Source organism: Ktedonobacter robiniae (assembly GCF_016587375.1).
Classification (GTDB): Bacteria; Chloroflexota; Ktedonobacteria; order Ktedonobacterales; family Ktedonobacteraceae; genus Ktedonobacter; species Ktedonobacter robiniae.
Genome location: NZ_BNJG01000003.1, coordinates 177,893 through 203,194, shown reverse-complemented (window position 1 = coordinate 203,194; position 25,302 = coordinate 177,893). Strand labels below are relative to the sequence as shown.

At 53.4% G+C, this 25,302-nt stretch carries 21 protein-coding genes and 1 pseudogene; 7 read left to right on the top strand and 15 right to left on the bottom strand.

Annotation, left to right across the window (positions count from 1 at the left end):
* Positions 1 to 509: 509 nt before the first annotated feature.
* Entirely contained in the window at positions 510 to 3,431 is a 2,922-nt protein-coding gene (locus JMJ04_RS33330) for a PAS domain S-box protein (RefSeq protein WP_201374706.1), read from the top strand.
* Between the two features lie 102 nt (positions 3,432 to 3,533).
* On the opposite strand, the gene JMJ04_RS33325 is transcribed toward JMJ04_RS33330, so the two are convergent.
* Entirely contained in the window at positions 3,534 to 3,752 is a 219-nt protein-coding gene (locus tag JMJ04_RS33325; protein WP_201374705.1) for a hypothetical protein, read from the bottom strand.
* Between the two features lie 391 nt (positions 3,753 to 4,143).
* Complete coding sequence (locus JMJ04_RS47340; protein ID WP_236038736.1) at positions 4,144 to 4,296, bottom strand: hypothetical protein; 153 nt, start codon at positions 4,294 to 4,296, stop codon at positions 4,144 to 4,146.
* A 159-nt stretch (positions 4,297 to 4,455) separates the two neighbouring features.
* Here JMJ04_RS47340 and JMJ04_RS33315 point away from each other — a divergent pair, with 159 nt between their 5' ends.
* On the top strand, positions 4,456 to 5,271 hold the full coding sequence (locus JMJ04_RS33315; protein ID WP_236038735.1) for an alpha/beta fold hydrolase: 816 nt from the start codon (positions 4,456 to 4,458) through the stop codon (positions 5,269 to 5,271).
* Here JMJ04_RS33315 and JMJ04_RS33310 read toward each other — a convergent pair.
* Complete coding sequence (locus JMJ04_RS33310; RefSeq protein ID WP_201374703.1) at positions 5,222 to 6,001, bottom strand: alpha/beta fold hydrolase; 780 nt, start codon at positions 5,999 to 6,001, stop codon at positions 5,222 to 5,224. The two genes, JMJ04_RS33315 and JMJ04_RS33310, sit on opposite strands and share 50 nt — an antisense overlap.
* Before the next feature lie 1,095 nt (positions 6,002 to 7,096).
* On the opposite strand from JMJ04_RS33310, the gene JMJ04_RS33305 reads away from it, so the two are divergent.
* Positions 7,097 to 8,863 carry an MOSC and FAD-binding oxidoreductase domain-containing protein gene (locus tag JMJ04_RS33305; protein ID WP_201374702.1) on the top strand — a complete coding sequence of 589 codons (1,767 nt, stop codon included), beginning with the start codon at positions 7,097 to 7,099 and terminating at the stop codon, positions 8,861 to 8,863.
* Between the two features lie 344 nt (positions 8,864 to 9,207).
* Here JMJ04_RS33305 and JMJ04_RS33300 read toward each other — a convergent pair whose 3' ends face one another.
* Both JMJ04_RS33300 and JMJ04_RS49100 read right to left on the bottom strand, forming a co-directional pair.
* Positions 9,208 to 11,133 carry a PAS domain-containing sensor histidine kinase gene (locus JMJ04_RS33300; RefSeq protein WP_201374701.1) on the bottom strand — a complete coding sequence of 642 codons (1,926 nt, stop codon included), beginning with the start codon at positions 11,131 to 11,133 and terminating at the stop codon, positions 9,208 to 9,210.
* Positions 11,134 to 11,554: 421 nt separating this feature from the next.
* Positions 11,555 to 11,874 (bottom strand): annotated as a pseudogene (locus JMJ04_RS49100) (SDR family oxidoreductase); the annotation flags it as partial.
* Between the two features lie 67 nt (positions 11,875 to 11,941).
* Between JMJ04_RS49100 and JMJ04_RS33290 the strand changes: the two are divergent.
* Positions 11,942 to 12,349 (top strand): hypothetical protein, encoded by a 408-nt coding sequence (locus JMJ04_RS33290; RefSeq protein ID WP_201374700.1) that lies wholly within the window; start codon positions 11,942 to 11,944, stop codon positions 12,347 to 12,349.
* 176 nt (positions 12,350 to 12,525) lie between these two features.
* On the opposite strand, the gene JMJ04_RS33285 is transcribed toward JMJ04_RS33290, so the two are convergent.
* The 3 genes from JMJ04_RS33285 to JMJ04_RS33275 form a co-directional block, all read right to left on the bottom strand.
* Positions 12,526 to 13,542 (bottom strand): TIGR03842 family LLM class F420-dependent oxidoreductase, encoded by a 1,017-nt coding sequence (locus tag JMJ04_RS33285; RefSeq protein ID WP_201374699.1) that lies wholly within the window; start codon positions 13,540 to 13,542, stop codon positions 12,526 to 12,528.
* 481 nt (positions 13,543 to 14,023) lie between these two features.
* Complete coding sequence (locus JMJ04_RS33280) at positions 14,024 to 15,064, bottom strand: IS110 family RNA-guided transposase (RefSeq protein ID WP_201374698.1); 1,041 nt, start codon at positions 15,062 to 15,064, stop codon at positions 14,024 to 14,026.
* Positions 15,021 to 16,679, bottom strand: a complete 1,659-nt coding sequence (locus tag JMJ04_RS33275) for a recombinase family protein (RefSeq protein ID WP_201374697.1) — start codon at positions 16,677 to 16,679, stop codon at positions 15,021 to 15,023. Before JMJ04_RS33275 ends, JMJ04_RS33280 begins: the two co-directional genes overlap by 44 nt.
* Positions 16,680 to 16,743: 64 nt before the next feature.
* On the opposite strand from JMJ04_RS33275, the gene JMJ04_RS47335 reads away from it, so the two are divergent.
* The gene (locus JMJ04_RS47335; protein WP_201376555.1) at positions 16,744 to 17,031 is read left to right on the top strand and encodes a hypothetical protein; all 288 of its coding nucleotides are present in this window, start codon (positions 16,744 to 16,746) and stop codon (positions 17,029 to 17,031) included.
* Here JMJ04_RS47335 and JMJ04_RS33265 read toward each other — a convergent pair.
* On the bottom strand, positions 17,014 to 17,253 hold the full coding sequence (locus JMJ04_RS33265; protein ID WP_201374695.1) for an IS110 family transposase: 240 nt from the start codon (positions 17,251 to 17,253) through the stop codon (positions 17,014 to 17,016). The two genes, JMJ04_RS47335 and JMJ04_RS33265, sit on opposite strands and share 18 nt — an antisense overlap.
* A 422-nt stretch (positions 17,254 to 17,675) precedes the next feature.
* On the opposite strand from JMJ04_RS33265, the gene JMJ04_RS33260 reads away from it, so the two are divergent.
* A complete protein-coding gene (locus tag JMJ04_RS33260; RefSeq protein WP_201374694.1) occupies positions 17,676 to 18,467 on the top strand; it encodes a nucleotidyltransferase domain-containing protein in 792 nt (263 codons plus the stop codon).
* Between the two features lie 555 nt (positions 18,468 to 19,022).
* Positions 19,023 to 19,409 (top strand): hypothetical protein, encoded by a 387-nt coding sequence (locus JMJ04_RS47330; protein ID WP_236038733.1) that lies wholly within the window; start codon positions 19,023 to 19,025, stop codon positions 19,407 to 19,409.
* Positions 19,410 to 19,621: 212 nt separating this feature from the next.
* On the opposite strand, the gene JMJ04_RS33250 is transcribed toward JMJ04_RS47330, so the two are convergent.
* The 6 genes from JMJ04_RS33250 to JMJ04_RS33225 form a co-directional block, all read right to left on the bottom strand.
* On the bottom strand, positions 19,622 to 20,326 hold the full coding sequence (locus tag JMJ04_RS33250) for a DUF6230 family protein (protein ID WP_236038731.1): 705 nt from the start codon (positions 20,324 to 20,326) through the stop codon (positions 19,622 to 19,624).
* 150 nt (positions 20,327 to 20,476) lie between these two features.
* Complete coding sequence (locus JMJ04_RS33245) at positions 20,477 to 21,187, bottom strand: hypothetical protein (RefSeq protein ID WP_201374693.1); 711 nt, start codon at positions 21,185 to 21,187, stop codon at positions 20,477 to 20,479.
* Positions 21,188 to 21,309: 122 nt separating this feature from the next.
* The gene (locus tag JMJ04_RS33240; protein ID WP_201374692.1) at positions 21,310 to 22,563 is read right to left on the bottom strand and encodes an RNA-guided endonuclease InsQ/TnpB family protein; all 1,254 of its coding nucleotides are present in this window, start codon (positions 22,561 to 22,563) and stop codon (positions 21,310 to 21,312) included.
* Between the two features lie 434 nt (positions 22,564 to 22,997).
* Positions 22,998 to 23,612 (bottom strand): DUF6230 family protein, encoded by a 615-nt coding sequence (locus JMJ04_RS33235; RefSeq protein WP_201374691.1) that lies wholly within the window; start codon positions 23,610 to 23,612, stop codon positions 22,998 to 23,000.
* A 369-nt stretch (positions 23,613 to 23,981) separates the two neighbouring features.
* Complete coding sequence (locus JMJ04_RS33230; protein WP_201374690.1) at positions 23,982 to 24,473, bottom strand: DUF6114 domain-containing protein; 492 nt, start codon at positions 24,471 to 24,473, stop codon at positions 23,982 to 23,984.
* 214 nt (positions 24,474 to 24,687) lie between these two features.
* Positions 24,688 to 25,269: a TetR/AcrR family transcriptional regulator gene (locus tag JMJ04_RS33225; RefSeq protein ID WP_201374689.1), complete on the bottom strand. Its 582-nt coding sequence runs from the start codon at positions 25,267 to 25,269 to the stop codon at positions 24,688 to 24,690.
* Positions 25,270 to 25,302: the final 33 nt, after the last annotated feature.

Genomic DNA, 25,302 nt, shown 5'->3' with positions numbered 1-25,302 from the left:
GTCAATTTGACGGCCTGTGTTTTGCGGACAACAACCTTTTTCATAGGTAAGATTTCCTTTCCATTCGTTTACAAGGCATGTACTATGTCTCTACTGGCAAATGAAGGAAGATGCAAAAAAACTGCAATTCTTTTCAAGAGCGAGCCATATATTCCTGCTCTAAAAGAACAAGAAAACGGGGACGCCTGCTTGCTCCTCATTTGTCTGTAGAAACGTTTACATTAAGAAGGATATCTGAAAAAGAAAAACTTTACCATGACAAAGATAGGACTCCTTCCAGTCAATTTTCTCCAAAAACTTCTTATGCATTTATTTCCGCACGAATATAGTAAAATATAAATAGAGGCGTATAGGCATTTCTCCTTCGAGGCCTGGTACTGGAGTCCAGTCCAGCTTGCTTGTTTCTCACAGGTATCACATCATTTCACTAGACGTGCTTTCGGTTTGAGCAGGAATGCTTCTTCGTTCTCAGGGATGGGGGGGTACGTGAAAAGGAGAGGTACCACCGTATGTCCAATACCAAGCAAACCAAGCGTCTTACTCCTGGGTCGCGTGAGACGCTCCTCACCATTCTTGAGACCCTTCCTGATGCCTTCTTTGTCGTCGATGACGCTGAGACCATAATGTATGCCAATGCGAGCGCGCAGGCCATCACCGGAGCACCACCCGAGGAATGCCTTGGGAACAGGTTCTGGCGCTATGCTCCCCAACTGGTGAGCCCCTCACTCTATCAGGCTATGCGCAGGACCAGGCAAACCAAAGAACCGAACGAAGTGGAGTATTGGTCTCCTATGACCCGGAACTGGCTGCACGCGCAACTCACTCCGACCGTTGGGGGACTCACGTTGCAATTCCACCAGATGAGAGCACCAGCACCACGCCAGGAGACGTTTCCCCAGGGCGAGCGCCTCTGCATCGATGACCTGGATGGCTTGCATACCAGGATCGGGATTCTGACGCCCGAGGGGATCGTGTTGGACATCAATGCGGTCCCGTTAGATGACGCGCAGGTCCGACGCGAGGAGGTGATTGGCAAACCGCTGGCCGAGACCCCCTGGTGGTCCTTTGCTCCTGCCAGTCAAGAGCGGCTCCGCGCAGCCATCGCGCGAGCCAGCAGGGGAGAAACGGTGTGTTTCGAGGCCCTGATTTGCCCGAGGGAAGGGATGCTCCTTTCCTTTGAGAGCGTGATTACCCCCCACATGGATGCGAATCACCACGTCGAGTACCTCGTCATCGCCGGCATCGACATCACCGCGCGCAAGCGAGCTGAAAGAGACATCCATGCCCTCATTGATGCCATTCCCCAGTTGGTGTGGACGGGGCGACCGGACGGGTACGTCGACTCGTATAATCAACGCTGGCGCGATTATACGGGCCTGAGCACCGAAGAGGCCCAGGGGGAGGGATGGATGCAGTGTACGCATCCGGAGGACCGGCAACGCGTCCTGCAGACATGGCAGCGCGCCGTCCAGAACGGCGAGCCCTATGAAACGGAACAGCGCCTGCGCCAGGGCACGACCGGGGAGTATCGCTGGTTCCTGATGCAAGCAACACCCTACACCGATGCGCAGGGTACGATCCTCAAATATGTTGGTACCTGCACCGATATTCATGACAAAAAGCGGGCCGAAGCAGAACTGCGTTCCCTGATCGATGCCATCCCCCAATTTGTCTGGATCATGTGCCCCGATGGTTCTGCTGAATACGCGAACTCACGCTGGTGCGATTATACCGACATGACCTCCCAACAATACCAGGGGGACGGCTGGCTCCAGGCCATCCACCCCGATGACCAGCAACGCGTCCTGGCGGGGTGGCAGAGCGCCGTCCAGGCAGGCAGACCCTATGAAGCGGAACAGCGCCTGCGCAATGGTACCACCGGAGACTATCGTTGGTTTCTTGCCAGAGGAGCACCGTTCAAAGATGCGCAGGGCACGATCCTGAAATATTTTGGCACTACCACTGACATCGATGAGCAGAAACAGGCTGAACAGAAAATCAAAATCAGCGAGGAGAACTGGCGGGTGCTGGCCGAAACGGTGCCGCAGATGGTGTGGACGACGCGCCCAAATGGCCAGCACGAGTATATAAACCAGCGCTGGTGTGACTACATGGGGGTTACGGTTGAGCACATGCAAAGCGACCGATGGGCTCCTCTCTCGTTCATCCATCCCGATGATCGGGAAGGCACCCGAGCGCTCTGGCAGCAGGCCCTGGACACGGGAGGAATGTATGAGCACGAAGAGCGTTTCAGAAATAGCCAGACCGGGGCCTATCGCTGGTTCTTAGCCCGCGCCATGCCGGTACGCAATGACACCGGTCAGATCGTCAAGTGGTTTGGGACTATCACTGACATCGACGATCAGAAACGGACGGAGGAAGCCTTACGCCAGAGTCAGGAGCGCGCGAGCGTCCTGATGAACTCCAGCATTATCGGGATCAATATCATCGAAGGAGAGCAGATTGTGGACGCGAACGACACCTTTCTGCGCATGACCGGCTATACCCGCGAAGACCTGCGTGAAGGGAACATGAACTGGATGCACATGACGCCTCCAGACTACCTGGCTCGTACCCAGCAGGCCCATCAGGAACTTGCCACTCAGCAGTCTACGACGTATGAGAAAGAGTACGTGTGTAAAGATGGCAGCCGTCTTCCAGTACTCGTAGGTGGTGTCGTCTTACAGCATCACCCATTCCAAGCAATCGCCTTTGTGCTGGATAATTCTGCCCGCAAGGAACTGGAACAACGCAAAGATGATTTTATCAGCATGGCCAGCCATGAACTGAGGAACCCGCTCGCCGCCTTAAAGATGCAGATCCAGCTGGTGCAAAAACGACTGGAAAGGCAATCTCATCACGAGGCTGCCACAGCGCTTACCAGGGTAGAGGGGCCTGTCAAGCAACTGGAACGCCTGATTGAAGAGTTATTGGATGTCTCCAAGATCCAGGCAGGCAGGTTGGAGTACGTCCGGGAGACGGTCGATCTTGATGCGACGCTCCATGAGGTGGCAGAAACGATGCAGCAGCTCAGTACGACACATGCCATTGTGGTGCGTGGTGCGGCACCGTGCTCACTCGTCGGAGACAAAGATCGGCTCGGACAGGTCTTCACCAATCTGATCAGCAATGCCATCAAGTATTCTCCCGGTGCAGAGACGGTCGAGATGGACCTGAGTACCTCCGAAGAGACGGTCACGGTCCGTATCTGCGATCATGGCCTGGGCATCCCACGAGAGCAGCGTGACAAAATCTTTGAACGGTTCTATCGGGCTTCTGGTCCCAGGCAGAAAGCGATCCCTGGTTTGGGCATGGGACTCTACATTGTGGCGGAGATCGTCAAGCGTCATGAGGGAACCATCACCGTGGACAGCACCGTCGGGAAAGGATCGACCTTTACGGTGACTCTTCCCAAGAAGAGGGATGCCTGAGCAGGGAAAGAACACGATGTGCGTCATTTCAAAAAAGTATGCGGAAAGGATCGGTGCTTTCATCCCTCCCCCTCAAAGAGGGAGGGATGAAAGCACCGGTCGTTAAAGGGTCTTCTCCTCTAATTCCGCTAGTTCCGCTCGTACATCGGTTACGAAGTATTCTAGAGTAGATTGCATTGTGAGGAGATGCATGAGCGCCTGTTGCAGGCAACGCATATAGGATTCTTCGTCTGGTTGAGTACTTACCTGTTTAAGTGCAGCTTCTATGGTGTTTAGCTCACGTTGCAAAAAGTCGTGTTTTTTCTGGCATCGCTCAAACATAAAAATCCCCCTTTTCATATATACAGTATATGCCAATTATATATCTGCATACGTAGCTCAGAGGTAGAGCGCCAGGCCTTGCGACTGAAAGACGAAGGTTCAACTCCTTCCGTAAGTTCCCAGGTTTGCTAGGAGATCTGCATGAAAACGGGACGTGTTGGGACAAAACACGTTAAAAAAAAGGCTGAATGGCAAACTTGCCTTGGCAGCAGGTGTAGGCCGAAGCGATGAAGCAGGCTTTTTTGCAAGCAGGAACACCGACATGGCACGACGAACTCCCCGACCCGAAGCGCAACTAGTCATGGGAAGATTGCCATTCAGCCTTTTTTGCCTGCACATTACATCCTGAGGAGTCGTACCCACAAGGAAGATTTCTTCTGCTGTTTTCCCCTTATTGAATCCAGATCGGCATTTCTTCGTGCTCTATGCCAAAGTGATGAGCCACCTCATGGAGGATCGTCTTATCTGACCCGGCTGCGTTCTTGCCAGGGGCATCGAGATCGTCAGCATCATCAGAAGAGTGAGCAGACTTCGTCGTTGTCATCGTTGACCTCCTCTTATCTTGGAGACTATTTCCCTCTTAATAAAGAGAGACGTAGCTTCCCTTGCGCTATGAAATAGGCAGACCTTTATGAAACGATTTGACCAATGAGCTACGTACAATTGATATGATACTAAAGCGGTGTATGTGATGAGTGTCAAAATGAGAAAATCAAAGAAAAAACCCGAAAATAAAACCTTACGTAGTTGCCTTGTAGAGATGCAAGACTATTCCATTCATTATTACGCCTCTCAACTGGTTCCCACTTCTCAAGAAGTTATTATCCTCATTCATGGATTAGCGGTGTGTAGTCGCTACATGTTGCCGACAGCCGAGCATCTTGCCCCGTTCTACCAGGTGCTTGTCCCTGATTTGCCTGGCTATGGCCTTAGTAGTAAACCTTCGTACAATCTCACACTACCCGATTTCGCGGATATGCTCGCACGCTGGATGGATTGCCTGGGAATAGAGCAGGCTGTTCTCGTTGGTAACTCGCTTGGCTGCCAGATTATTGCACAGTTTGCGCTCCGTTATCCCGAGCGTCTCATGCGAGCAGTGCTGGTTGGGCCAACGATGGATGCTCACGCGCGTACAGCGCATCAGCAGATTGGGCGCTGGTTGGTGAACCTGGCATTCGAGCCATTCTCGCTCTACCCGATTGTCCTGCGTGACTTTTTCGACATTGGCGTGCGACGTTTCATTGCCGTGTTTCGCTCTGGCTTGCGGGATCGTATAGAAGAGTGCCTGCCCCATATGCAGGTTCCGACCCTGGTCATTCGTGGCACACGTGATACTATTGTCCCTTCAGGCTGGGCGCAAGAGGTAACCGACAAGCTTCCCCAGGGGCAATTCCTGGCAATTGAAGGTGCGGCACATGATGTCAACTATAATTCGCCTGCCAGGTTGGCACAGGCCGTACAGAGCTTTCTCAACTGCCAACCAGGTCGCCCTGTAAAAAGGCCAGAGCGGCCTGATTGAAAACCAGGGGACGATCAAACATGCTCACATGCCCGGCCTTTTGGAGAATCAGCAGTTGCGCATTGGGGAGTGTCTGCCGAAGTTGAATACCAGTGGTGAGTGGAACGACAATATCATGTTCACCCCAGACGAGCAGTGTAGGCTGACAGATGGTAGATAGCTCTTCGTTGAGGTCAAGTAGGATCAGGTCACGTGTGGCTCGTAGGAGCAGGCGTGGTCCCGCCCGTAATGCGTCATAAAGAAGCAAGGGTAAGAATGTGGGCCGAACATAACGAGTTGATAGGATTAAAGGACGCATGTAGCCCAGAATCGAGTGAAATTGGGGTTGTACGGCGGGCGAGACAAGTATCATTCTCATCACGCGTTCAGGATAGGTCGCAGCCAGGTGCATACAGATGTATCCACCCATCGAATGCCCTACCAGGTGCGCCCGCTCAATCCCAACCGCCTTCATCCATGCCAGCACCCAGGTGGCGGCCTTCGCCAGCGTAAACTGACGCGCCAGGCGACGCATTGTGCCAAAGCCGGGAAGGTCGATAAGGTAGACGCGATAATCCTGTGCCAGCGCAAAAATATTATGAGTCCACCAAAGCGTTGAGCCGCTCAGTCCATGTACCAGAATGATGGCTTCCTGCGTCATATCCTCTCCAATGACTCGATAGTGTATAGGATATCCCTCGATCTCCACACTCCGTGTAATGATCTTTGACTTCTGCCTGGTTGCATTCATGTTATAAGTTCCTGTCTATTCTTTGCGATGGGCACCGTTGTCAGGCTCCAAATATGAGCGCGTGAAGTGGTGGCGAGCATAAGAACATGCAGTTTGTGTGCTTGTCGCGCTTAGAAGCTACACGTATGGGTCCTCTTTGGGGGTGACAGTTTGAGAGGGAGCAACAATATAGCCAGACACTATCACTTCTCGTGTTATGACTTTTCTCTCTATCCATCAGGAAGGGCACCAACTATCATGCACTTCGAGGCTTGAGCCTGTGAACACATGCGTGAACGAAGGCAATACTTTGCTCCTCTGCTCCTTGGGAGGGATTACCAAAATTTTGTATTCTACTATCTGTGTGATATCTGTTCAAAAAAACGCTCTTGAAACGGGCTTGTTGTTTCCACCGGGTACGGCGTTCTTTTGAAGGTGTTCTCCTTCTTCTGTGAAGAACTGTTGTGATTGGAATGGTGTGGTAAAGATTGAAGGGGGACCACGGCATTGGAGAAGGAGGGGGCTACAGGTATTCATGGGCAGTGTGCCTCGCCTTGTGTGGTTGCGAGGGCCTGCCTGGGTTGGATGCGATGGGGTGTGAAGGCAGGGGCCAAAGGGCTGGAAGAGCTCTTTATTCGCGTCAAAGCCTTCGATGCGGGCAAGGACCTAGCCAGGAAAAACGTGTTGGTAGCCATGCTCCTGATCTGTCACGTTAGATGGGGCGTTGGTAAACTCCACGAACCAGCCCCGGGTCTCTGTTTTGTAGAGGCTGGTGAAGGCCTCTATTTCTTTCAGCAGAAAGCAATAGCATGTATCTTCTCGAAGTATAGGGAATGCTCCTTCTTGTGTCTTCAAAAAAAGACATGAAAAAACTGGCTCACCCCCCTGTTAGTGCAGGCAGATGAGCCAGTGTGTACGAAGAAAACGTGAATCTCAATGTACAGGAACATACGGTTCCTACAGCGGTGTTCACAAAGGTTGAGCCATCGCTGAGAAGTGCATGTGACGTTGTTGATAGAAATGATCGGTAGGTAGGGTAGGTGGACTTCGTAGGTAGGGTAGATGGTCTGAACAAGACTGTTGGAGTTTAGACGGGATAAAGGAAGGTGAGATTTTATGCCACGACTGCTCTCGGTGAACGTTGGTCTGCCCCGCGACATCGCCTGGCGTGGTGAGATGGTGCGCACCGCCGTCTGGAAGAAGCCTGTTCAGGGCCGGCGGATGGTGCGGCGGCTCAACATCGATGGTGATGGGCAAGGAGACCTGGCCGGACACGGAGGAGAACAGCGGGCGGTCTTCGTCTACCAGATAGAGTCCTATCATTACTGGGAGCGCCAGCTCAACCGCAATGACTTCGTGTTCGGACAGTTCGGGGAGAATTTTACCGTCGAGGGTCTGTCCGACGAAGAGGTGTGCATCGGCGACCAGTACCAGATCGGCGGCGCGCTCTTTGAGGTCACGCAACCGCGCGTTACCTGCTACCGGGTCGGCATCCGTATGAACAACCCCCAGATGCCTGCGCTGCTGGTTTCACACAAGAAACCGGGCTTTTACCTGCGTGTGCTGCAAGAAGGCGAGGTAGAAGCCGGAAACAAGATCGTGAAGGTCGCTGATGGCCCGGAGCACATGACCGTGGAGGAGATCGACGCGATGCTCTACCTGGGTCGTCATTCCCGTGAGCAACTGGAGCGTGCGTTGCGTCTCCCCGCTTTGAGTCCAGGGTGGCGGACGTCCTTCCAGGCTCTGCTCGAGCAGGCGCTGAGCGAGAAGACGGCTAGCGGAAACCCTGGACTCACCCAGGTGAGCGGCCCGCCCCCGGCATGGCCAGGGTTTCGCCCCATGCGCGTATCCCGCATGGAACGAGAGAGCAGGAGCATCGTCTCACTCGTCTTTGAATCAGCAGACGAGCATCCTCTCGCCGCTGCCTTGCCCGGCCAGTTCGTGGTGCTGCGTCTGCGACCCAGGCCTGACAGTCCCCCTCTCTTACGCAACTACTCGCTCTCTGACGCGCCAAGTGTCGACCACTACCGGGTGAGTGTCAAGCAAGAGGCGAACGGCGCAGCCAGCACCTACGTGCATACCCAGGTGCATGTTGGCGACGTTTTAGAGGTGAGTGCCCCACGGGGCGCCTTCACGCTCCGCCAGAGCAAGAGTCCCGTTGTTCTGCTCAGTGCTGGCGTGGGGGCGACTCCCATGATGGCTATGCTGCATACCCTCGCCGCCGAGGCATCACCCCGGGACGTCTGGTGGCTGTTCGGAGCACGGAACCACGACGAACACCCCTTTGCACAGGAAGCCCGCCGCAGCCTCACGACGCTGCCCCACAGCCACAGCTACATCCTCTACAGCCGGCCAGGGCAAGAGGATCGGCCTGGTCTGGACTTCGACGCTCCTGGACATCTCAGTGTCACAGTGCTTAAAGCGCTTGGCGTGCCGCGCGAGGCGGACTTCTATCTGTGTGGGCCTGCCGCGTTCCTGCAAGATCTAACCACCGGTCTCGTTGCCTGGGGCATTACCACGGATCATGTATACACAGAGATTTTCGGCCCGACTCCTTCCAGCACACCCGGAGTGGTTTACACCAGACCGAGTCTTCCACCACACCCACCGGCCGGATCGTCCGGCATGGGGCCGCTGGTCTCGTTCGCTCGCAGTGGCCTCAGTGTTCATTGGGTTCCCGCGTTCCAGAGCCTGCTCGAACTCGCCGAGGCCTGCGATGTGCCAGTGAGGTGGTCATGCCGGACAGGAGTCTGTCATAGCTGTGAAAGCGGGCTGATTGCGGGCAGCGCCAGCTACCAGCCAGAGCCACTCGAACGGCCTGCCGAAGGAACCCTATTGATTTGCTGCTCCCAACCTGAGGGAGAGATTATGCTCGACCTGTGATGCAGCAGTCTCGAACCTTGAAGCAGATGCATATGGCTCAATCATTGTGAACACTGCTGTATACTGGCTCATGCCTGCTATAGAAGATGGGAAGCATGCTCCAGTCAACACAGGACACGTGTTGTCTTTTCGTGATGTGCAGACAGAGAGCCAGGCTCTATCTGTCGCACGTGTAGTGCCAGCATAGCAGGATGGATGGAGGGACTCAACATCCACCCTGCTATCCCTTCTTATGCACTGCGATGCCCATTTGTAAGAACGCATGTTCTGTGGCGATGCGGAAGAGCAGAGGCTGTGGCTACACGTTTTCCCTCTCTTTCTCAACAAACTGACTCATCATTGTCTCAGTTGACACGCTCGCCACGCGCGTCAACTGCACAGGCATCCCGTGTTCGAGGAAGGGTCACTGTAAAGGTTGATCCTTTCCCGACGGCGCTGTCCACCGTAATAGTTCCCCCATGATGCTTGACGATCTCCGCCACAATGTAGAGCCCTATGCCCAGGCCGGGGATCGCCTTCCGCTTCGGATCAGCCACCCGATAGAAGCGGTCAAAAATCTTGTCGCGCTGCTCTTGTGGGATTCCCAGACCATAATCACGGACGCGGACCATGACCACATCTTCGGAGGTGGCGAGATCTATCTCAACTGTTTCGGTGTCAGGAGAATACTTGAAAGCATTGCTGATCAGGTTGGTGAAGACCTGTCCGAGCCGGTCTCGATCCCCGATCAAGCAGGTCTGCGCTGCGCCCCGCACCACCAGAGTACGGCTGGGACTCGTGTGCTGCATCGTTTCTGCGATCTCCCGCAGCAACGCGTCGGGATCCACTGGCTCCTGGGCGTACTCCAGCCTCCCAGCCTGGATCTTGGAGACGTCCAGCAATTCCCCCACCAGCCGGATAACTTTGTTGAGCTGGGCTTCCATGCTAGAAAGGGCGGGAGCCGCCTGCAGGATGCCTTGCCTGGCGAGTTGCCGATGCAGCAAGGAGGCCTGCATTTTCAAGGCCGTGAGCGGGGTCTTGAGTTCATGGCTGGCCATACTGATAAAATCATCCTTGCGTTGCTCCAGTTCCTTACGCGCCGAATTATCCAGCACAAAAGCAACCATCTGGCGCGGCTGCTCCTGGAGGAGGACGCCTCCCAACAACACTGACAGGCGACTGCCATCTTTACACACCAGTTCGGCTTCAAAGGGCGTGTGTTGCCCGTGCGTGATGACCTCCTGGATCGCGCGCGCTAAGAGCGGCGCATCTTCTGGGGCAGTGATCCTCGCCCTGGTCAGCGTTCTGCTGCGCACCTCCTCTCGGCTATAGCCGGTCATGCGAAGAAACGCCTCATTGGCTTCCACCAGCACTTCTCCTTCCACTGCGCTAGAAGTAATCCCGATAATATTGGAGTCGATGAGGGCGTGGATGAGCTCCTGACTCTGGTGCAAGGCATCTGCGATGCGCTTCTGCTCCACCCGTTTCTGTTCCTGGATGTCGGTACAGGTGCCAATATAGGTGAGGATTGTGCCTTGCCCATCTTTGTACGGCGTTGCTTGCATCAGGAACCAGCGATATGCTCCAGTCGTGCCCTGGCGCAGGCGCTGTTCCGCCTCACACAGCTGGCCGGTCTGGACGGCACGCTGCCACACTGCCAGCACGCGTTGCCGGTCCTCAGGATGGATACACTGCATCCATCCATTCCCCTGGGCCTGTTCGGCGCTCATGCCCGTATAGTCGCGCCAGCGTTGATTGCAATAGTTGATATATCCGTCTGGTCGCCCGGTCCAGACCAACTGGGGGATGGCATCAATCAGGGTATGAATGGCTGCTTCGGCGCGCTTGCGCGCGGTAATGTCGATCCCGGTCATGGCGAGGTACGCGCAGAGGTGCTCGCCCTGGGGAAACACCTCCTGAGGTCGGGCTGGCGCGCTCGCCTCGTGGAACTGCAACGTAAGCCCCCCAACCATCGGCGCGAGATGCACGTGCAGCCAGTTCTGGGTGATGGGAGACACATACTGTACCTCGGTCAAGGCTCGCGTCTGTTTCGTTTGGCGCACCGCCTGGTGGAGCATGGGGCTCACCAGGTGGGGAGCGCAGTGCCAGAAGTTGTTCTCACACAATGCCTTGGGTGGTGTGCCGAGCATGGCTTGTGCACTCGCATTGGCATACACAATGGTATCGGCATGATCGAGAACAAAGAAGGCGCCTGGAAGCGTGTCAGGCATGGTACGGAGCGTGTCACGCGACGCAGGCGTGACACGCTTGGTCTGTTTGGTCTTCGACATCGTGCGGTAGCTTTCCCTTTCACGTACCCCCATCCCTGAGAACGAAGATGTATTCCTTTCTCACAGTGGTCAAAAAGATTGAGTTTTCGAGTTCTCCTCACTCCAACATATTGCTCACCCAACCAGTGCGAGCAATAATTTGCCGATATATGCTCCTCCATCCACCGAAAGGACTTGGTCGGTGACAAAGGGTGCGGCGTGTAAGTATAGGTTCCCAAGCGATGATTGTCCATGGAAAGCAGCGTGTTCTCCTCACACCTGTTTCCGGCGATATTTGAAGCAGGGCTTCTGCTCTTACTCTAACAGAGATAGAGCGGGGTCTTCGTTCAGATTCTTGCGCGAGAGCAACAGATTCTTGCGCAATTAACAGTAGTGTCGGGGCCGTGATCCCGAGTTTCACCTTCCCTCGTTGACTTCAACTGATCGCCTCTATCTGGGCTTCTGATTTATCGGCGGTAAACAACTCCGTGTTGACCGGTCCTGGAGCGACGGCATTAATGGTAATGCCCTTTGGGGCAAGCTCCTTGGCCAGGTGCCGAGTGATTTGCTCGACTGCCCCCTTTGGTGCCAGCGTAAAGGCTGTAGGTGGGCATCATTTGCCCCAGGACAGAGGAGGAGAAATTAAATGATACGCCCTCCTGCTTGCATGTACCCGGTGGCAAATTGGCAAGCAAAGTAGGTCCCTTTCACATTGATTGCGAACTCTCGGTCAAAGTCCTGTTCTGTGATCTGCTCAAACGGTGGAAAAGATATGTTAAAGTAGTGATAGAGAAAACATATTTCTCAATCTTGTGGAAAGAGAGGAAGCATGAAGTTTCGCTGTACCTGCGGACACGTTGTCCGTGACCAGAGAAATTCCTTGCCCTACAAAGCTCGATTGATTCCAGATGAAGATGGAGATGCCGACTTCAGTAGTTTTGCCAAAGTCCTGGAAGCGTTTCTCATGGCGAGAGAAGCTGGCAAACAGAAGGAATTTCTTGGCAGTTATTTCGGAGAAGGCTATCCGCAAGAGTTAGCTCTCCAGAACATCATTGATGACCTGCTCGCCAAGGAGATCGACCTCTTTACACGCTTCATCTATGAATGCGAGAAGTGTGGGCGGATTTTTTTTGAGAAACACCCCGAAGAGGCCAAGCTGGTAAGTTATGTGCCAGAAGGAGAGAGTCGAGGAGTCTTGCAATCACATCGCAGACGTCCCAAGAAGGAGCCTTCATAACTCCACGAGGAAATGAGAAGAGATGCGCACCATTTGATTCAGCGCGGCGAGAAAGCGACTGAGGGTCGAGCGGTGGGGGAGCCGTGCTTCGTACAAAGTGCGCCATAAACGGGAGGGTGAAAGGCTGGTGTGAGGCCATAACTCATCCATCTATTGCTTTCCCAACAGAGACTTTTTTAGGTGCGAGGCCTCACCTGGACATTGCAAAACTCTGGAATAATTTCTCGACCATAGATTTCCAGCAGGCGCTCTTGATCTTCGGCCATCAGGTAGAGGTTGAATTCGTTGACGCCAATGGCGGCCAGTTCGCGGATACGCTGGCGACACTGCTCCGCTGTACCAATCACACAAAAGCGATCAACAACCTCGTCGGTGACAAACTCGGCATGGGATGCCCCTACCTGGCAATGCTCCTGGTAATCGTAGCCCGAACGCTGACGTACATAGCTGGTCAATTCCGCTGGCAAGTCAGTGGCGGGATAGCGAGAGAGCAACTCGATAACGTGATTGGACACAAGCGCGGGGAACCAACGTACCTGCGAACGCGCATACTCAAGGTCATTCGAAACATAGCCTGCCGTGGCACACATAATATGGAATTGTGACCAATCACGTCCCGCCTCCTCACAACCCTCGCGCACAAAATTCAGACTCCATTTAATCAGATGGGGATCGGCATATTGCAGGACAACGCCATCGCCCACGTGTCCCGCCAGGCGTAAAGCTTTGGGTCCATAGGCAGCGACAAAAATAGGCAGGTGGCTACGCGCCCATTTTAGCTGGATAGCCTGCTCATTCAGATGTGTAGCCTCTCCCGAAACAAGGGTTCGTATCTCTTGAATAGCGTTCTCCATGACAGTCAGCGATACAGGTTGCTTTCCCATAACACGCAAGGCGCTATCTCCGCGACCAATGCCCATAATCATCCGACCGCCTGAAATCGCCTGTAAGGTCGCGAAGGTGCTAGCCGTGATGCTGGGATCACGAGTGCCGGGATTGGTCACGCAGGTCCCTAGCCGCAAGGAAGTAGTATTCACGGCCATCAATGTGAGTAGAGGATAGGGGTCCATCCAGAGTACATGTGAATCAAACAACCAGCCATAGGAGAAGTTTTGGGCCTCGGCCATAAGCATCAGCTCAACAATACGCTCTGGTGGTGGATAGGGCCTGAGGGTAATACCAAACTCGATCATATTTTCATCTCCCTATCACTATTCAAGTTCCCTTGTTTTCATTATAGATAGGTAGTATACTTGGCAGGAAAAACACGATTCGCTCCTGGCCTGAGGCCGCTTTTGCCCATTTCTATGTGAAACCACTATTTCATTCCCTGGATAGAGCTACACTAACCGGTGATTGAGCACAATTGCCCCTGACGAAGGCGAAACAGCGGTCGATGATTGGATTGCTTCACCAAAGTGTCACCACAATGACGATCAATTCTGTTGGCTTGCGCAGCCCTTCCTCTATGGTTCCTCGTCGCTGGCTAAAGGTCTTGCGACAGCTCCTACAACGGTAGCGTTGTCGTTTGCGACCATGAATGACGATGTTGCCCGTCCCTATTTTTCCCCTTGCGGAACACGCCGAATTCCTCTGAAAGAGCTGGAGAAAGAGACAAAAACACCCCCCGTGGGTCAAGTGACCCGAGATAACCTCATCCGCGATTGGGCAAGGTCAAGCGATCTGAGCGGGGGTCAGAGTCACTTGATATCCCAATCGTTCAAGCTGCCTGGTTGCCCGTCGCTCAGCATGCTTGCGATCCAATTCCGAAAAGTAGCCTGCTCCTTTTTCCTGATAGGGCTCACCAGTTGTGAGCATGTGATAGTAGATCACCAGAGTGCTATGTGCCACCGCCACGACAGCACGTTTGTTGCCACGACGAGCAGCAATCTGATGATATTGCGCCGAAAGGTAACTGTGCTTGGTTCGAGCGGCAGCATTGGCAGCCTGAACCAGCATCGCTTTGACCCAGCGATTGCCTTTGCGAATGCGTCCACTTTTGCGTTTGCCTCCACTCTCGTTATTGCCAGGACAAATTCCCACCCAAGAGGCGAGGTGAGCGGCATCCGGGAAAGGCGACACATCCGAGCCTATTTCTGCCAAGAGAACTTCGATGATTCGACGGCTACACCCAGGAATAGTGTCGAGCCGCTGAATCAGTGCCTCGTGAGGGCGCAATCGCTCCTCAATCTCCCTGTCCAGGCGGCAAATTCCCTGATCATGTTGCTCGATCAGGGAGAGCAGTTCCTGCAAGAGGAGACGATGATGGTCATTCAGGCGTCCTCGTAGCGCTTGCACCAGAGCCTCACGTTTGCTCATAGCACGTCCCAGCGCCAGGTCTGCCAACACGTCTGCATCTTCTTCTCCACGAAGGAGAGCCGAGAGAATCTTCTGTCCTGTTTTCCCCATGATATCAGTCAACACAGACGAGAGCTTCAGATTGGTATCTTCCAGCGTTTTGTGGAGCCGATTCACAAGTCGGGTTCGCTCGGCGATCAGAGTCGTGCGCACACGGGTCAGATCACGAAGCTCTCGTTGTTGGGGTGAGGGAATAAAGCTGGGTTTGAGAAGCCCAAACTGCAAGAGTTCGGCGATCCACTCCGCATCCTTTTTATCGGTTTTGCGACCTGGGACCCGCTTGAGATGTTCAGCATTGACAATCATGACCTGCTCAAAGTGTCCTTCCATGAGATTGAAAGGGGATTTCCAATACACGCCTCCCCCAATGGTGCAAATTGAGGGAGGCCCCATCAAAAGGGGGAGCAGAAGCCAGCGGACTGATGCGAAAGACCACCCGGATCTGCTGCTCATCAATCTCGACCCGTTTGACTAAGGCACGGATAATCTCCCGGCGGGTCTGGAAATCGGCATCACTGAGCCCCTCGTTGACCCTAGCAGCAAAGGTTTCCAGGCGTTCGAGAATCGCCCGCAGTTCGTCTTCTCCTGCGGCTTCTTCTTTGAGACGCTGCAATTGTTCCTCTAGATGATGAAGTCGTTCACGCATACGTGTCACTCGCGATTCAAATTCTTGCTTGTCAATAAACCCCTCCGCGTAGCTATCAATTAATCGGGCAATCCCTCGGCGGAGTTTGCCCATTTGCGCATCTAACCCTTCTGGTTCGTGCGGCTTCTGGGGGGCTTGTAAACGTCGGCGATATTCCTGCGCGAGGCGCTCTGGCTCTTCCAGGAGATGGCAGACCTCTTGCCACACTACCATATCGGTCTCATCCATGCGCAGTTCTCTGTTCCAGCAGTGCCGTTTCCCTCCAAAGCGAGTGTGATGCATCGAGCCGCTACAGCGGTAATAGGCGTTGCGCTCATCGTTGGTACAGCCATGATAAGCATACCCACACTGGGCACAGACCAGCACCCCCTGCAACAGGTAACGACTACCTTTCTGCGGAATACGCGCGCGTCGCCGATTCTCTTCAAGCTGTTCTTGCACCGCATCGAAAATCGCCGGATCAATCAGGGCCGGAACGGGAATGATGATCCATTCCTCTTTGGGGGCATCTTTCCCCCAGAACGGTCGTCGTGGTTGGGCTGGTTTGTTGCGCGGGACGCGCAGGCGTGGACCATTGGGCACCCAGCGGGTTTTGCCCCAGGCCGCTTCCCCTTTGTAGGCTGGATTTTTCAGCATATCCCAGACGGTCTTGTGGTCCCAATAGTCTTTGCCCGTGCGTGTGCGGATCCCGGCTTGATGCAGGCGACGGCAGACCTCGTTGATCGAGCAGCGATCCTGGCCCACCCAAGTATACACCTGTTGCACGACACGGGCTTCATCCCACACGATTTCATAGCGTGCTTCTCCGCCACCCCCCTGTTTACTCACATACCGATATCCGTAGGGAGCATGACAAAGAATCCCGACACGACCCTCCTGGGCCGCATGGCGTTTTCCTCGTCGACTGCGCTCGAGAAATTTCGCTCGCTCGTATTCAGCAATCACTCCTTGGACCTGCAACAATAACTGATCCTCTGGTGTCTGCCCCAGAGGCCGGTTGAGAAAGATGACCTCCACCCCCTGATGCGTGAGTTCCTCAACCAGTAAGACTTGATAGGCATAGTTGCGGGCGAGGCGATCAGGACAATGGACATAGACCCGATCCATACCTCCAGCTGCTGCCACATCACGGAGCCGCTCTAACGCTGGCCGCACCAGCGTCGAGCCACTGTACCCCTCATCGACAAACTCGAGGACTGTGGCGAGATCAATACCATCAGCAGCAATCCGATCGCGGATCTCGTCCAGTTGGCTCGCAATGGTTTTGGCTTCGGCTTGTTGCTCGGATGACACTCGAGCATACAAGGCCACCTGTCGTTCATTCATCACATGCTCCTTTCTTCGCACGCACCAGACGTCGGTCCCTGTTCTCAGGAGCGCAAACTCGCTGATGGACCGTGGTGAGGCGTCTGCAGGACACTGGCACCACCAAGGCATAGGCAGCCTGGAGAAACTGCTGGTGGAGGCGGTGTGGCTCATACATGGTCAGCACCTCCAGGGATCGGTTGGGTCGAAGAAGTTGTTGGGACATGAGCAGCTCCCGGACCCTGAGGAATGGGGCCTTCGTGGGACAAACTTGGGCTGTGAGGCGGGGCGTGACGCTGGTCTCCAGCACGAGCGCGAAGGTCGCTCTGCAGGATCTCTCTCGTATACTCCCAGTCTAGCACACCTTTGGTAACATTGGGGGAGGCATGTACACCCCGGTTGACTCCATCGCGATGGCTTGACACCGCGCTGCTTTGAGCCAGTCAATACAGGTGAGTAAGTCAGCAGTCATCGTCGAAAAGCGGTGCAGCTCTTTGTGCTGCTGTCCTTTCTCATCGAGGACGAGCAAACATACCACCAGAAATTGTTTGTGGACATCAATCCCGCAACAGCTCCGATACAGGACTTCCATCATTCATCCTCCTTGTGATACGCTGTGATCAACGATGAATGATCAGCGACCAAGAGGTACCCGGTCTGGAAGGTTAGATTCCTCTACGTGCTTCTAAAAAAGAGCGACAACTGGCGGTGCAAACGGGTACCTGGAGACAGCTTGGGGCTCACGCTCATGTTCATAATTCGGAGTCCGTTCTCACTCTGGCCGCGATCTCTCTCCAGTATATCCTCTTTCATCCCTGGTGGTGCTCCGCGCCGGAGCATGCTGCTTGGGGCAAAATACGTTGGTGACATCCATCTGGCTCTCTGCTTGTGATTTCATTCTTGCCGTTTGCCAGATGGTCGACTCACATTTCAAGGTTTCCGGCCAACCCTCTACAAGTGAGAGGAGTCCTACCCGGCAACTGCATCAAAGAGGATAGATGAGAAAGGAACTCTGAATTGTACCTGCAACCACACCATTTACGCGTTATCGAGCGCCTCAAAGAGACATTTCAAGATGATCCCCGCTACCTGGCCTTGCTGGTCGGCGGCTCACTGGTCAAGGGTTGGGGCGGAGAGAACTCGGATGTAGATGTTATGTTTATTGCTACCGATGAGGAATATGCTCGTTGTGTAGCTAGTGGTCAGCGCTGGTATTACAACACAGAGATGTGCGATTATCCTGGTGGATACGTCGACGGGAAATTTTTTCACCTGCAGTTTTTGAGAGATGTTGCACAGAAGGGCAGCGAGCCAGCGCGGGCGGCTTTCACCAATGTTTTCGCAGTTTTCTCGCATCTCCCTGAGTTGGATGATTTGCTGAAACAAATACCAGTCTACCAGGAGGCTGAGCGTGAGGAAAAGATGCTGGCCTTCTACAGTCAGGTCCAGATGCTTAACTGGTTTGTTGGTGAAGCCGAGCAAAAACAGTCAACCTACCTGATGGCCCACGCAACCAGCGAGATGGTCTTTTATGCCTCGCGTTTAGTGCTGGCATATAACCGCATCCTTTATCCCTACCACAAGTGGCTGATGCAAGCTGTAGAGAACGCGCCCGAGAAGCCTGAAAACTTCCTTGAGCTGTGTGAGAAGCTTTTGACACAGGGGTCTGTTGCCAATGCCCGGGCTTTGTGGGAATGCATCACTAACTTTCGTGAATGGAATATTTCCTATGAGCACGGACTGGTCCGTTTTATGCAAGATACTGAATGGAACTGGCTCGATAACCGGGCTCCTTTACAGGATTGGTAAGGCCAGGCGATTGATTTTAGTATGACAGAGGGTTGCCCAAGACGAGGACCGTGAATAGGAAGAGGAAAACCACTCAATAGTGGGCGAAGTCAAGGACGTGAGTGCACTGTTCCTGTCTCTGATCTCCTTGAAGAAGGCGCATTCTTCGGCAGCCGAAGGCCTCTGGGAGAGCACTCATACCCGTTTGGAGAGAAAATCTTTATAGGTTTTTAATGTGTTGATGCGGTTAAGCATGCTACAGTACTTCAAGAAAGCAAACATACAGAGAAGGCAGGATGCTCACATGTCTTTCTTCAAGATAGTTTCACGGAAGACGTTATCACAGGTTCCAACAGACAGGAGGGGGAAGGTACCCTCAGTGACTCAGAGACAATCAGGATTACAATCATTCGGGGAGCAGGAAAATGCTCCCTATCTCTTACCCCGAAACGATGAAGAAATCAATCGATTGGATTTCCAGCATTATATTTTGCGTGCCACGCTCAAAGGCAATGCTCTGGCTCCGTTGCAGCCTCCAACCAGCATGTTAGATGTTGGGTGTGGAACGGGGCGCTGGTGTCAGGAAATGGCTGTTACGTATCCTCTGAGCAGATGGGGCCAGCCAGTAGGCAACTTGCGACCTGGATCACGGAGGCGAGCCGCCAGCAAGGCATTGATCCTTCGATGGCCCGTCGTACCCAGAATCTTCTTGAAGGTATAGGCCTGACCAATATTGTGTATCAACAGATTCCCAATCCCGTTGGCAGTTGGGGAGGGCGCATTGGTACTATGGCGGCAACAGGCGTCCAGGCCATCAATAAAGCGATGCGCCAGCAAGTGCTGTCTCAACTTGGTGTGTCGCCAGCACAGTATGATCAGGCCCTGGCAGCATCGCTAGACGAATACGATAGTTACAAGAGCTATTCCAACACCTTCATTGCCTGCGGACAACGGCCTCTCTAGCTTTATTTGAAGTTCTCTTCTTCAGCAAGAGGGGGACTTCAAAGCCTCTCGTGATCACATGTTGCGTATGCAAATCGCTTCTCTCCTGTGAGTAGAACTCAATATCATTCTCTTCGCCATTGTTGTGACAGAGGACCGTTCCCAAGCATTTCAGCAGCTTGCGGGAAGATTTCAAACCACAGAGGATCACGTGCCCGCGATACCCCATTGTCTCATCGATACGCTCGATCAAATAAGTGAAACGCTCCAAGAAAGGCGAGAGATGTATGGGATCTCGTATATCTCCGTGTTTGAAGATAGTGCAGAGGTGTTTGCGCCAGTTGTCGCCCACCTCGCTGGAAAGTAATAGAGAGCGTCAACCCGGGCAGAGTCATACTATTGGCAATTACATATGGCGCGCTAATAGTGACATTGTTTAACGTCATGGTTTGGGTATCGGATCCGAAGGCATTGTCGTTGGCATTGTTGAATATTGCCTGGCCCTCGAACGTCGCCACGTCAGAGGAGAGAACTGACAGGTCGGTCGTTAGACCAGTTGTGGTGACTGGCGTATTCTGTCCCGCGTTCAAGGTCACCGTGACATTGCCAATAATCGGCAAGGCAATCGCCTTGGAGATCACCAAATCCGAAAGCGTCCCATCGAGCTGGTTGACCGCGGGGGAACTAGTATCGACTGGGGTAATTCCCGGATAGAGGCGCAAGTTCGTGGTCTTGATGCTTGCCGCCTTGAGAGTCACAGGGATGGGCACTGCCACTGTTATAGCAAGCGCGCCCTTGGAGATAAGAACGATCATACCTCCAAGGAGGGCCAATGCGACCAGCATTACAGTCCAGAATATGGATGGCTTGACCGTGCCAATGACTGCCTCCTGCTCCTCATTATTCAGGCTTTCGTCAGCGAAAGGTTTCTGTTCCATGTTTATGGCTCCCCTCCCATGGCGTACCTCCCGACTCTTCAGGTTCACTTTTGGCGCCTTCTTCGGGGAGGGGAGTGTGTGAGACTGCCTCTGGCAGTCTCACACACTCCCCTCCCCGAAGACAAAATCAAGAGGCGTGTTCAGGTTGGCTCAACATATCAAGCAAAGAAGCAGACACGGACATTTTTTAGGCGTGGGTGTGGGTGTCGGTACGGAGGGAGGCGTCAGCGTCGGCAGAGGCAAGGGCAGCGATGGCGTCCCCGTAGGGAATGGCGTTCCCTTCGTTGGTGGTGTTTTCGTAGGTGACGGTGTAACCGTGGGTGAGGGCGTATCCGTGGGTGGCGACGCCTTCAGTGGCGCGGGAGCTGTCGCGGATACCACCATGTGGAAACTGGTGACGGTAAAGGTATTGGCATAAATGGAGCGATCCACCTTTAATGTCACGTTCTTCATCACCAATCTTGGGACGGTGCCGCCAGCCGCCAGGATAAGTAAATCGGCTTTATTCGCGAAACTTTTGAGCCCGGTATTGACATCCTGGAAAAGGCCCGTTTTAATTGCCACGCCAGTCGCCGATACCGAACCATTCGACGAGAGCACCAGGTTCACACCATAAAATGGATGGCTCAAGCTAAACCCGGTCATCGTGGACGCGCTAAAGGTGAGCGTGGGGTGAAGTGGGTCAGGTAGTGAATTCATGTGCGCGTTCGTGCCAATGATTTCGGTCGCCTCTAAGGTATAGTCGCCCGAAGCCGCGAATGTCCCATTTGAAGAATAATTTACTTTGATGCTAGATGATGAGAAGGCACTCAGGGTGTCTTGCGATTGTGAAGGATGCGCATAGGCCTCAACAGGATGCATAAGTAGGAGTATGGTTCCCACGATCAGACCGAGGGAGAGAATGGGAATACATAACCTTATGACGTTACGTCGCAAAGAGTACACGTCGTCCACTCTGCCTTTCTAAATCTACTCAAAAGTGCTTATACGCACTCAAATAGATTCAATTGCTGCACTTGGCCCTCACAGGAAGCCCCCATGACTTCTACGCCGCTTTGGGTCGCATGCAGCACATTGCACTCAGGACGAGCCTGAGTGTATGGCCCTCGCCGGGCAAAGAACCTCGTCAAGATGTTGTGAGCACTGTTCACATCTCGATCCATGACGAGTCCACATTCCGCGCACTGATACGTTCTTTTCCACAGTGGCATGGCTTGCAGTTTGCCACAGCCACTACACTGCTTGGACGTGTTGCGCTCATCTAGAAACTGAAGCTCTTTCCCATACAACTGGCATTTATATTTGAGTATCTGGACAAAGGCGTACAAGCCCCAGTCGTTATAGACTGCTCGATTGAGCGCCTTGTTGCGCTCCTGATGCTCTTTCATGACCATCTGCCGTTGGGAAAGATCGCCCACGATGACAGTTCTCTCAACCAATCGTCGTGCGATGAGATGCGACGCCTTGTGCAGGCTATCGCGCTGTTTGTTGCGCTTCCTCTGTGAAACGCGCTTGTACACCTTGCTCAGATGAAGATAGCGACGGGATTTCTTCTTGCACTTGCTGCGTTTCGAACGTAGCTTATCTAGTTGTCTGTTGTACCAACGCGAGCCTTTGAACCCACCGATGTGATAGATCCGGCCCTCTTGCGTGACCCCAGTTGCCAGCGTCTTGATACCCAGATCAAAGGCCACAGTGCCACCATCGCGTGTCGCTTCCTCGGGCTGTCGATAGCTGAAGGAGGCGTAATAATTGCCCCTGCCATCGCGACTGATCGCCACTTCTCGAAAGCCTTCAGGAGGCAGCTCTGTGAGCTTAGCACAGATAGCTGGATACCGTTTGTTCTTGCCCTTGCCCCCTGTAGGCAGAATGAGCGTGTTTCCCTCACGCGTGAGATACGTCGCAGGATAACAGAGGGTAAAGAAGCCATGGCGAGGTCGCACGCGGGGAAAGCCTGGGGTTTCGCCATTGGCGACGCGACGAAAGAAGGCTCGCATGGCCCCATCCAGGCGATAATACACTTCCGCAAGCAGCTTGCCGTACACCTGATTGAGTTCAGGATCATAGACACGGCTCTCGGCCAGGGTTTTCTTGCAGGCGTTGAAGTGCCACTTCTCCCCATCTCGCAGTCTCATCACCCACCAATTGTAGAGGCCTCTGCATTTCCCTTGCATGAACTCAAGGGTGATCGCGTCTTGCTCGCTGAGGTCAAGTTTGATCTTTTTGCACAGGAGCATGAAGACCCCTTCCCTTTCAACACTCCACTGAGAGATGGATTTCGCCTCTTTCGCTAGAAACGTTAGATATCATGGCTTAGAACATTTTTTCTTATCTGATGCGTGTAGCGTACCATGCTATCATCTCTCTGTCAATGCCTCCAAAGGTGTACAACAAGCACACCTTGAAGCAGAGTCGCGCACATGTTCGATTGCTGTTCTTACGCTCCTTTATGGTGGGAGCAGTGTTGCTCCTCCGCAAAGTGGAAACAGCACCGCTGAAAAAATAGAGTAAATAAGTAAAAAGTAGTATTTGACGGATTGTAAATATGAGGGGCCAGGGAGCCTGTACGGCCCCCTGGTGGAGTACGGGGTATCCCTTATGTGTGTAAAAGGATTGGGTTATCAGCACACGCACGAATACGCCACGTACAGGCATCACGCTGGCAGCCGCTTTAACTCACCGTGAGTGTCAACCCTGGCAGGGTCATACTATTGGCTATCATGTACGGCGCGCTAATGTTGATATTGTTCAATGTAACGGTTTGCGCATCAATTTCGAAGGCATTGCCATTGGCATTGCTGCTTACCGCCTGGCCCCCAAACGTCGCCGACTCAGAGGACAGGCCCGCCAGGTCGGTCGTCAGACCAGTTGTGGTGACTGGCGTATTATTCTGACCCGCCTTCAGGGTAATCGTCATATTGCCGACAACTGGCAAGGAAACCGTCTTGGAGATCACCAGGTCCGAGAGCGTCCCATCGAGCTGGTTGACCGCAACAGCAGTTTTACCATCGGCCTGGGAAATCCCCGGGTAGAGGCGGAATCTCGTGGTCTTGATGCTTGAGGCCTTGACCGTCACAGGGATTGGCACCGCCGCCGCCATGGCAATGTAGCCCCTTTCGAGAAGAACGGTCATGCCGCTAAGGAAGGTCAATGCGACCAGCATTACAACCCAAAATGCTGTACGGTTGACCCTGCCAATGGCTGGCTCCTGCTCAGGTTGCTCCTGCTCTTCATCGTGAAGATCCGGGTTGGTCGGGGTTTCGTCAGCGAAAGATTCCTGTTCCATAAGGTTGCACACCCGCTTTCCACAAAATAGCAAACGGTCGTCTTGTTTGTCTATGAACCAGGCAATTTGGCCAGGGGAAGGCATCCATGCCTTCTAGAACTGGCTCTTTTGTCTGGTTCACAGATCACTTGGCCAGGGGAAGGCATCCATGCCTTCTAGAACTGGCTTGCCGCACTACAATGAACATCCTACAAGCTGAGTTTAGAGATTAATATGGTTAGTGTGAGCGAGGAAAGGTTTTTTTCATCCATCCTGGGATCTTGCGTGGGAGGTTGTAATTTGTGACGCTTTGAGGCGAACGGTTCCGAGACCGGGAAACAGGCTGCCAGGCAACACCCATAGCGCCACCTATGATACCCAGTAACATGCCTATGCCCAAACCCCAGCGGCGACAGGGAGTGAGACGAGAGAAAGTACGACGGCGCTTGATCCGGTAACAAGTGCGTTGGAAGGGACCAGTAACTGGATTAATCCCATGACTAAGAGCAGGCCACCCACCAGCAACCCGGCCCAAATATTACTACCTGGTAAGAGCGCGAACGGAAGCAGTTCAATCGGACCCCAGAGCACTAGAAGCCCCGCGAGTATGATGAGAATTGATCCCGAGAATGGACGCGTTCTGCGCCAGAGGCGGAAGCGTGACCATTCTCGCCAATTGTCCTCCTGCTTCGCCTTCTTCTTCCCTGGGCGCGAAAGTGGCAGAAGACGTAAGAGTAAGGCCGACCGCAGTTGTGCTGCTGACAGACGTTTCCAAGACCAGTGTTTTGGTTCTGTGGAGATCTTTGTGCCGGACATTTCTCCCCCGGCATTGGTGTCATTAGCCTGAACTGCAGCGATGGTTGGGTCGTCTTGATTGGCCATCGCGAGTGCCTCCTTTTCTCTACACTGAGAAAAAAACTGACTGACTATCAATCAATGGTCTTATATACAAAAATAAAAGATAGCACTACATTTGTCAAGCACATGAGAAAAAAATAGCAAAACTGGTAAGGGGTCAAGATTTTGATCAATAAGGGGCGGGTCGCGCCAATGCGCGAATTTTAACTTTGCCGTGATCACACCTGTACGCGACGCCTCAATCTATTCCAAGTGCTCGGCAGACAAATTGCGCGGTTTCTTCAATATAGCGTTCAATCGATATTGGTGAATTGTAGAGGTAGCACTGAAGCGTGGCATAGTAGACCGCCCCTACAATGAGTGTCGCGGTGATATCGGGATTGATTGAACTATTGACTGTCCCTTGCATCTGTTCATAGCGAAGCAGTTCGGAGATCAAGCGGTGATACGGCTCGAAGACGAGTTCATTTTCTGAGGCCGATTCGACGAGGTGGGCCAGGGCAAGTACATCACGATACATACTCAAAATGCCAAATATTTCTTCGATGCTCCTCTCAATCTTCTGCTCAATAGGACGATGCTCCGTAAACACACGCAAAAGAGCCGTCTGGACCTCATTTTGCATCTCTATGGTGAGGGTTTTGACAATAGATGCCTTAGAAGGGAAATACCAGTAAAACGTTCCCTGGGCTACCCCCGCTTTGGCGACAATTTCAGAAACGGTGGTGGCTTCATAACCTTTCTCGGCCATGATCTCTCGTGAGACTTTGAGTAGTTCGGCGCGGCGGTCGATTTTAGGGTGCTTCGCGTTCCGATGCATACTTATTGTTTCCCCTGGCTGCAGAAAAAATTC

Coding starts and splice junctions, on each gene's coding strand:
- JMJ04_RS33330 (WP_201374706.1), top strand. CDS start 510: ATGTCCAATACCAAGCAAACCAAGCGTCTTACTCCTGGGTCGCGTGAG.
- JMJ04_RS33325 (WP_201374705.1), bottom strand. CDS start 3,752: ATGTTTGAGCGATGCCAGAAAAAACACGACTTTTTGCAACGTGAGCTA.
- JMJ04_RS47340 (WP_236038736.1), bottom strand. CDS start 4,296: ATGACAACGACGAAGTCTGCTCACTCTTCTGATGATGCTGACGATCTC.
- JMJ04_RS33315 (WP_236038735.1), top strand. CDS start 4,456: ATGAGAAAATCAAAGAAAAAACCCGAAAATAAAACCTTACGTAGTTGC.
- JMJ04_RS33310 (WP_201374703.1), bottom strand. CDS start 6,001: ATGAATGCAACCAGGCAGAAGTCAAAGATCATTACACGGAGTGTGGAG.
- JMJ04_RS33305 (WP_201374702.1), top strand. CDS start 7,097: ATGCCACGACTGCTCTCGGTGAACGTTGGTCTGCCCCGCGACATCGCC.
- JMJ04_RS33300 (WP_201374701.1), bottom strand. CDS start 11,133: ATGTCGAAGACCAAACAGACCAAGCGTGTCACGCCTGCGTCGCGTGAC.
- JMJ04_RS33290 (WP_201374700.1), top strand. CDS start 11,942: ATGAAGTTTCGCTGTACCTGCGGACACGTTGTCCGTGACCAGAGAAAT.
- JMJ04_RS33285 (WP_201374699.1), bottom strand. CDS start 13,542: ATGATCGAGTTTGGTATTACCCTCAGGCCCTATCCACCACCAGAGCGT.
- JMJ04_RS33275 (WP_201374697.1), bottom strand. CDS start 16,679: ATGAATGAACGACAGGTGGCCTTGTATGCTCGAGTGTCATCCGAGCAA.
- JMJ04_RS47335 (WP_201376555.1), top strand. CDS start 16,744: ATGGACCGTGGTGAGGCGTCTGCAGGACACTGGCACCACCAAGGCATA.
- JMJ04_RS33265 (WP_201374695.1), bottom strand. CDS start 17,253: ATGATGGAAGTCCTGTATCGGAGCTGTTGCGGGATTGATGTCCACAAA.
- JMJ04_RS33250 (WP_236038731.1), bottom strand. CDS start 20,326: ATGGAACAGAAACCTTTCGCTGACGAAAGCCTGAATAATGAGGAGCAG.
- JMJ04_RS33245 (WP_201374693.1), bottom strand. CDS start 21,187: ATGCATCCTGTTGAGGCCTATGCGCATCCTTCACAATCGCAAGACACC.
- JMJ04_RS33240 (WP_201374692.1), bottom strand. CDS start 22,563: ATGCTCCTGTGCAAAAAGATCAAACTTGACCTCAGCGAGCAAGACGCG.
- JMJ04_RS33235 (WP_201374691.1), bottom strand. CDS start 23,612: ATGGAACAGGAATCTTTCGCTGACGAAACCCCGACCAACCCGGATCTT.
- JMJ04_RS33230 (WP_201374690.1), bottom strand. CDS start 24,473: ATGGCCAATCAAGACGACCCAACCATCGCTGCAGTTCAGGCTAATGAC.
- JMJ04_RS33225 (WP_201374689.1), bottom strand. CDS start 25,269: ATGCATCGGAACGCGAAGCACCCTAAAATCGACCGCCGCGCCGAACTA.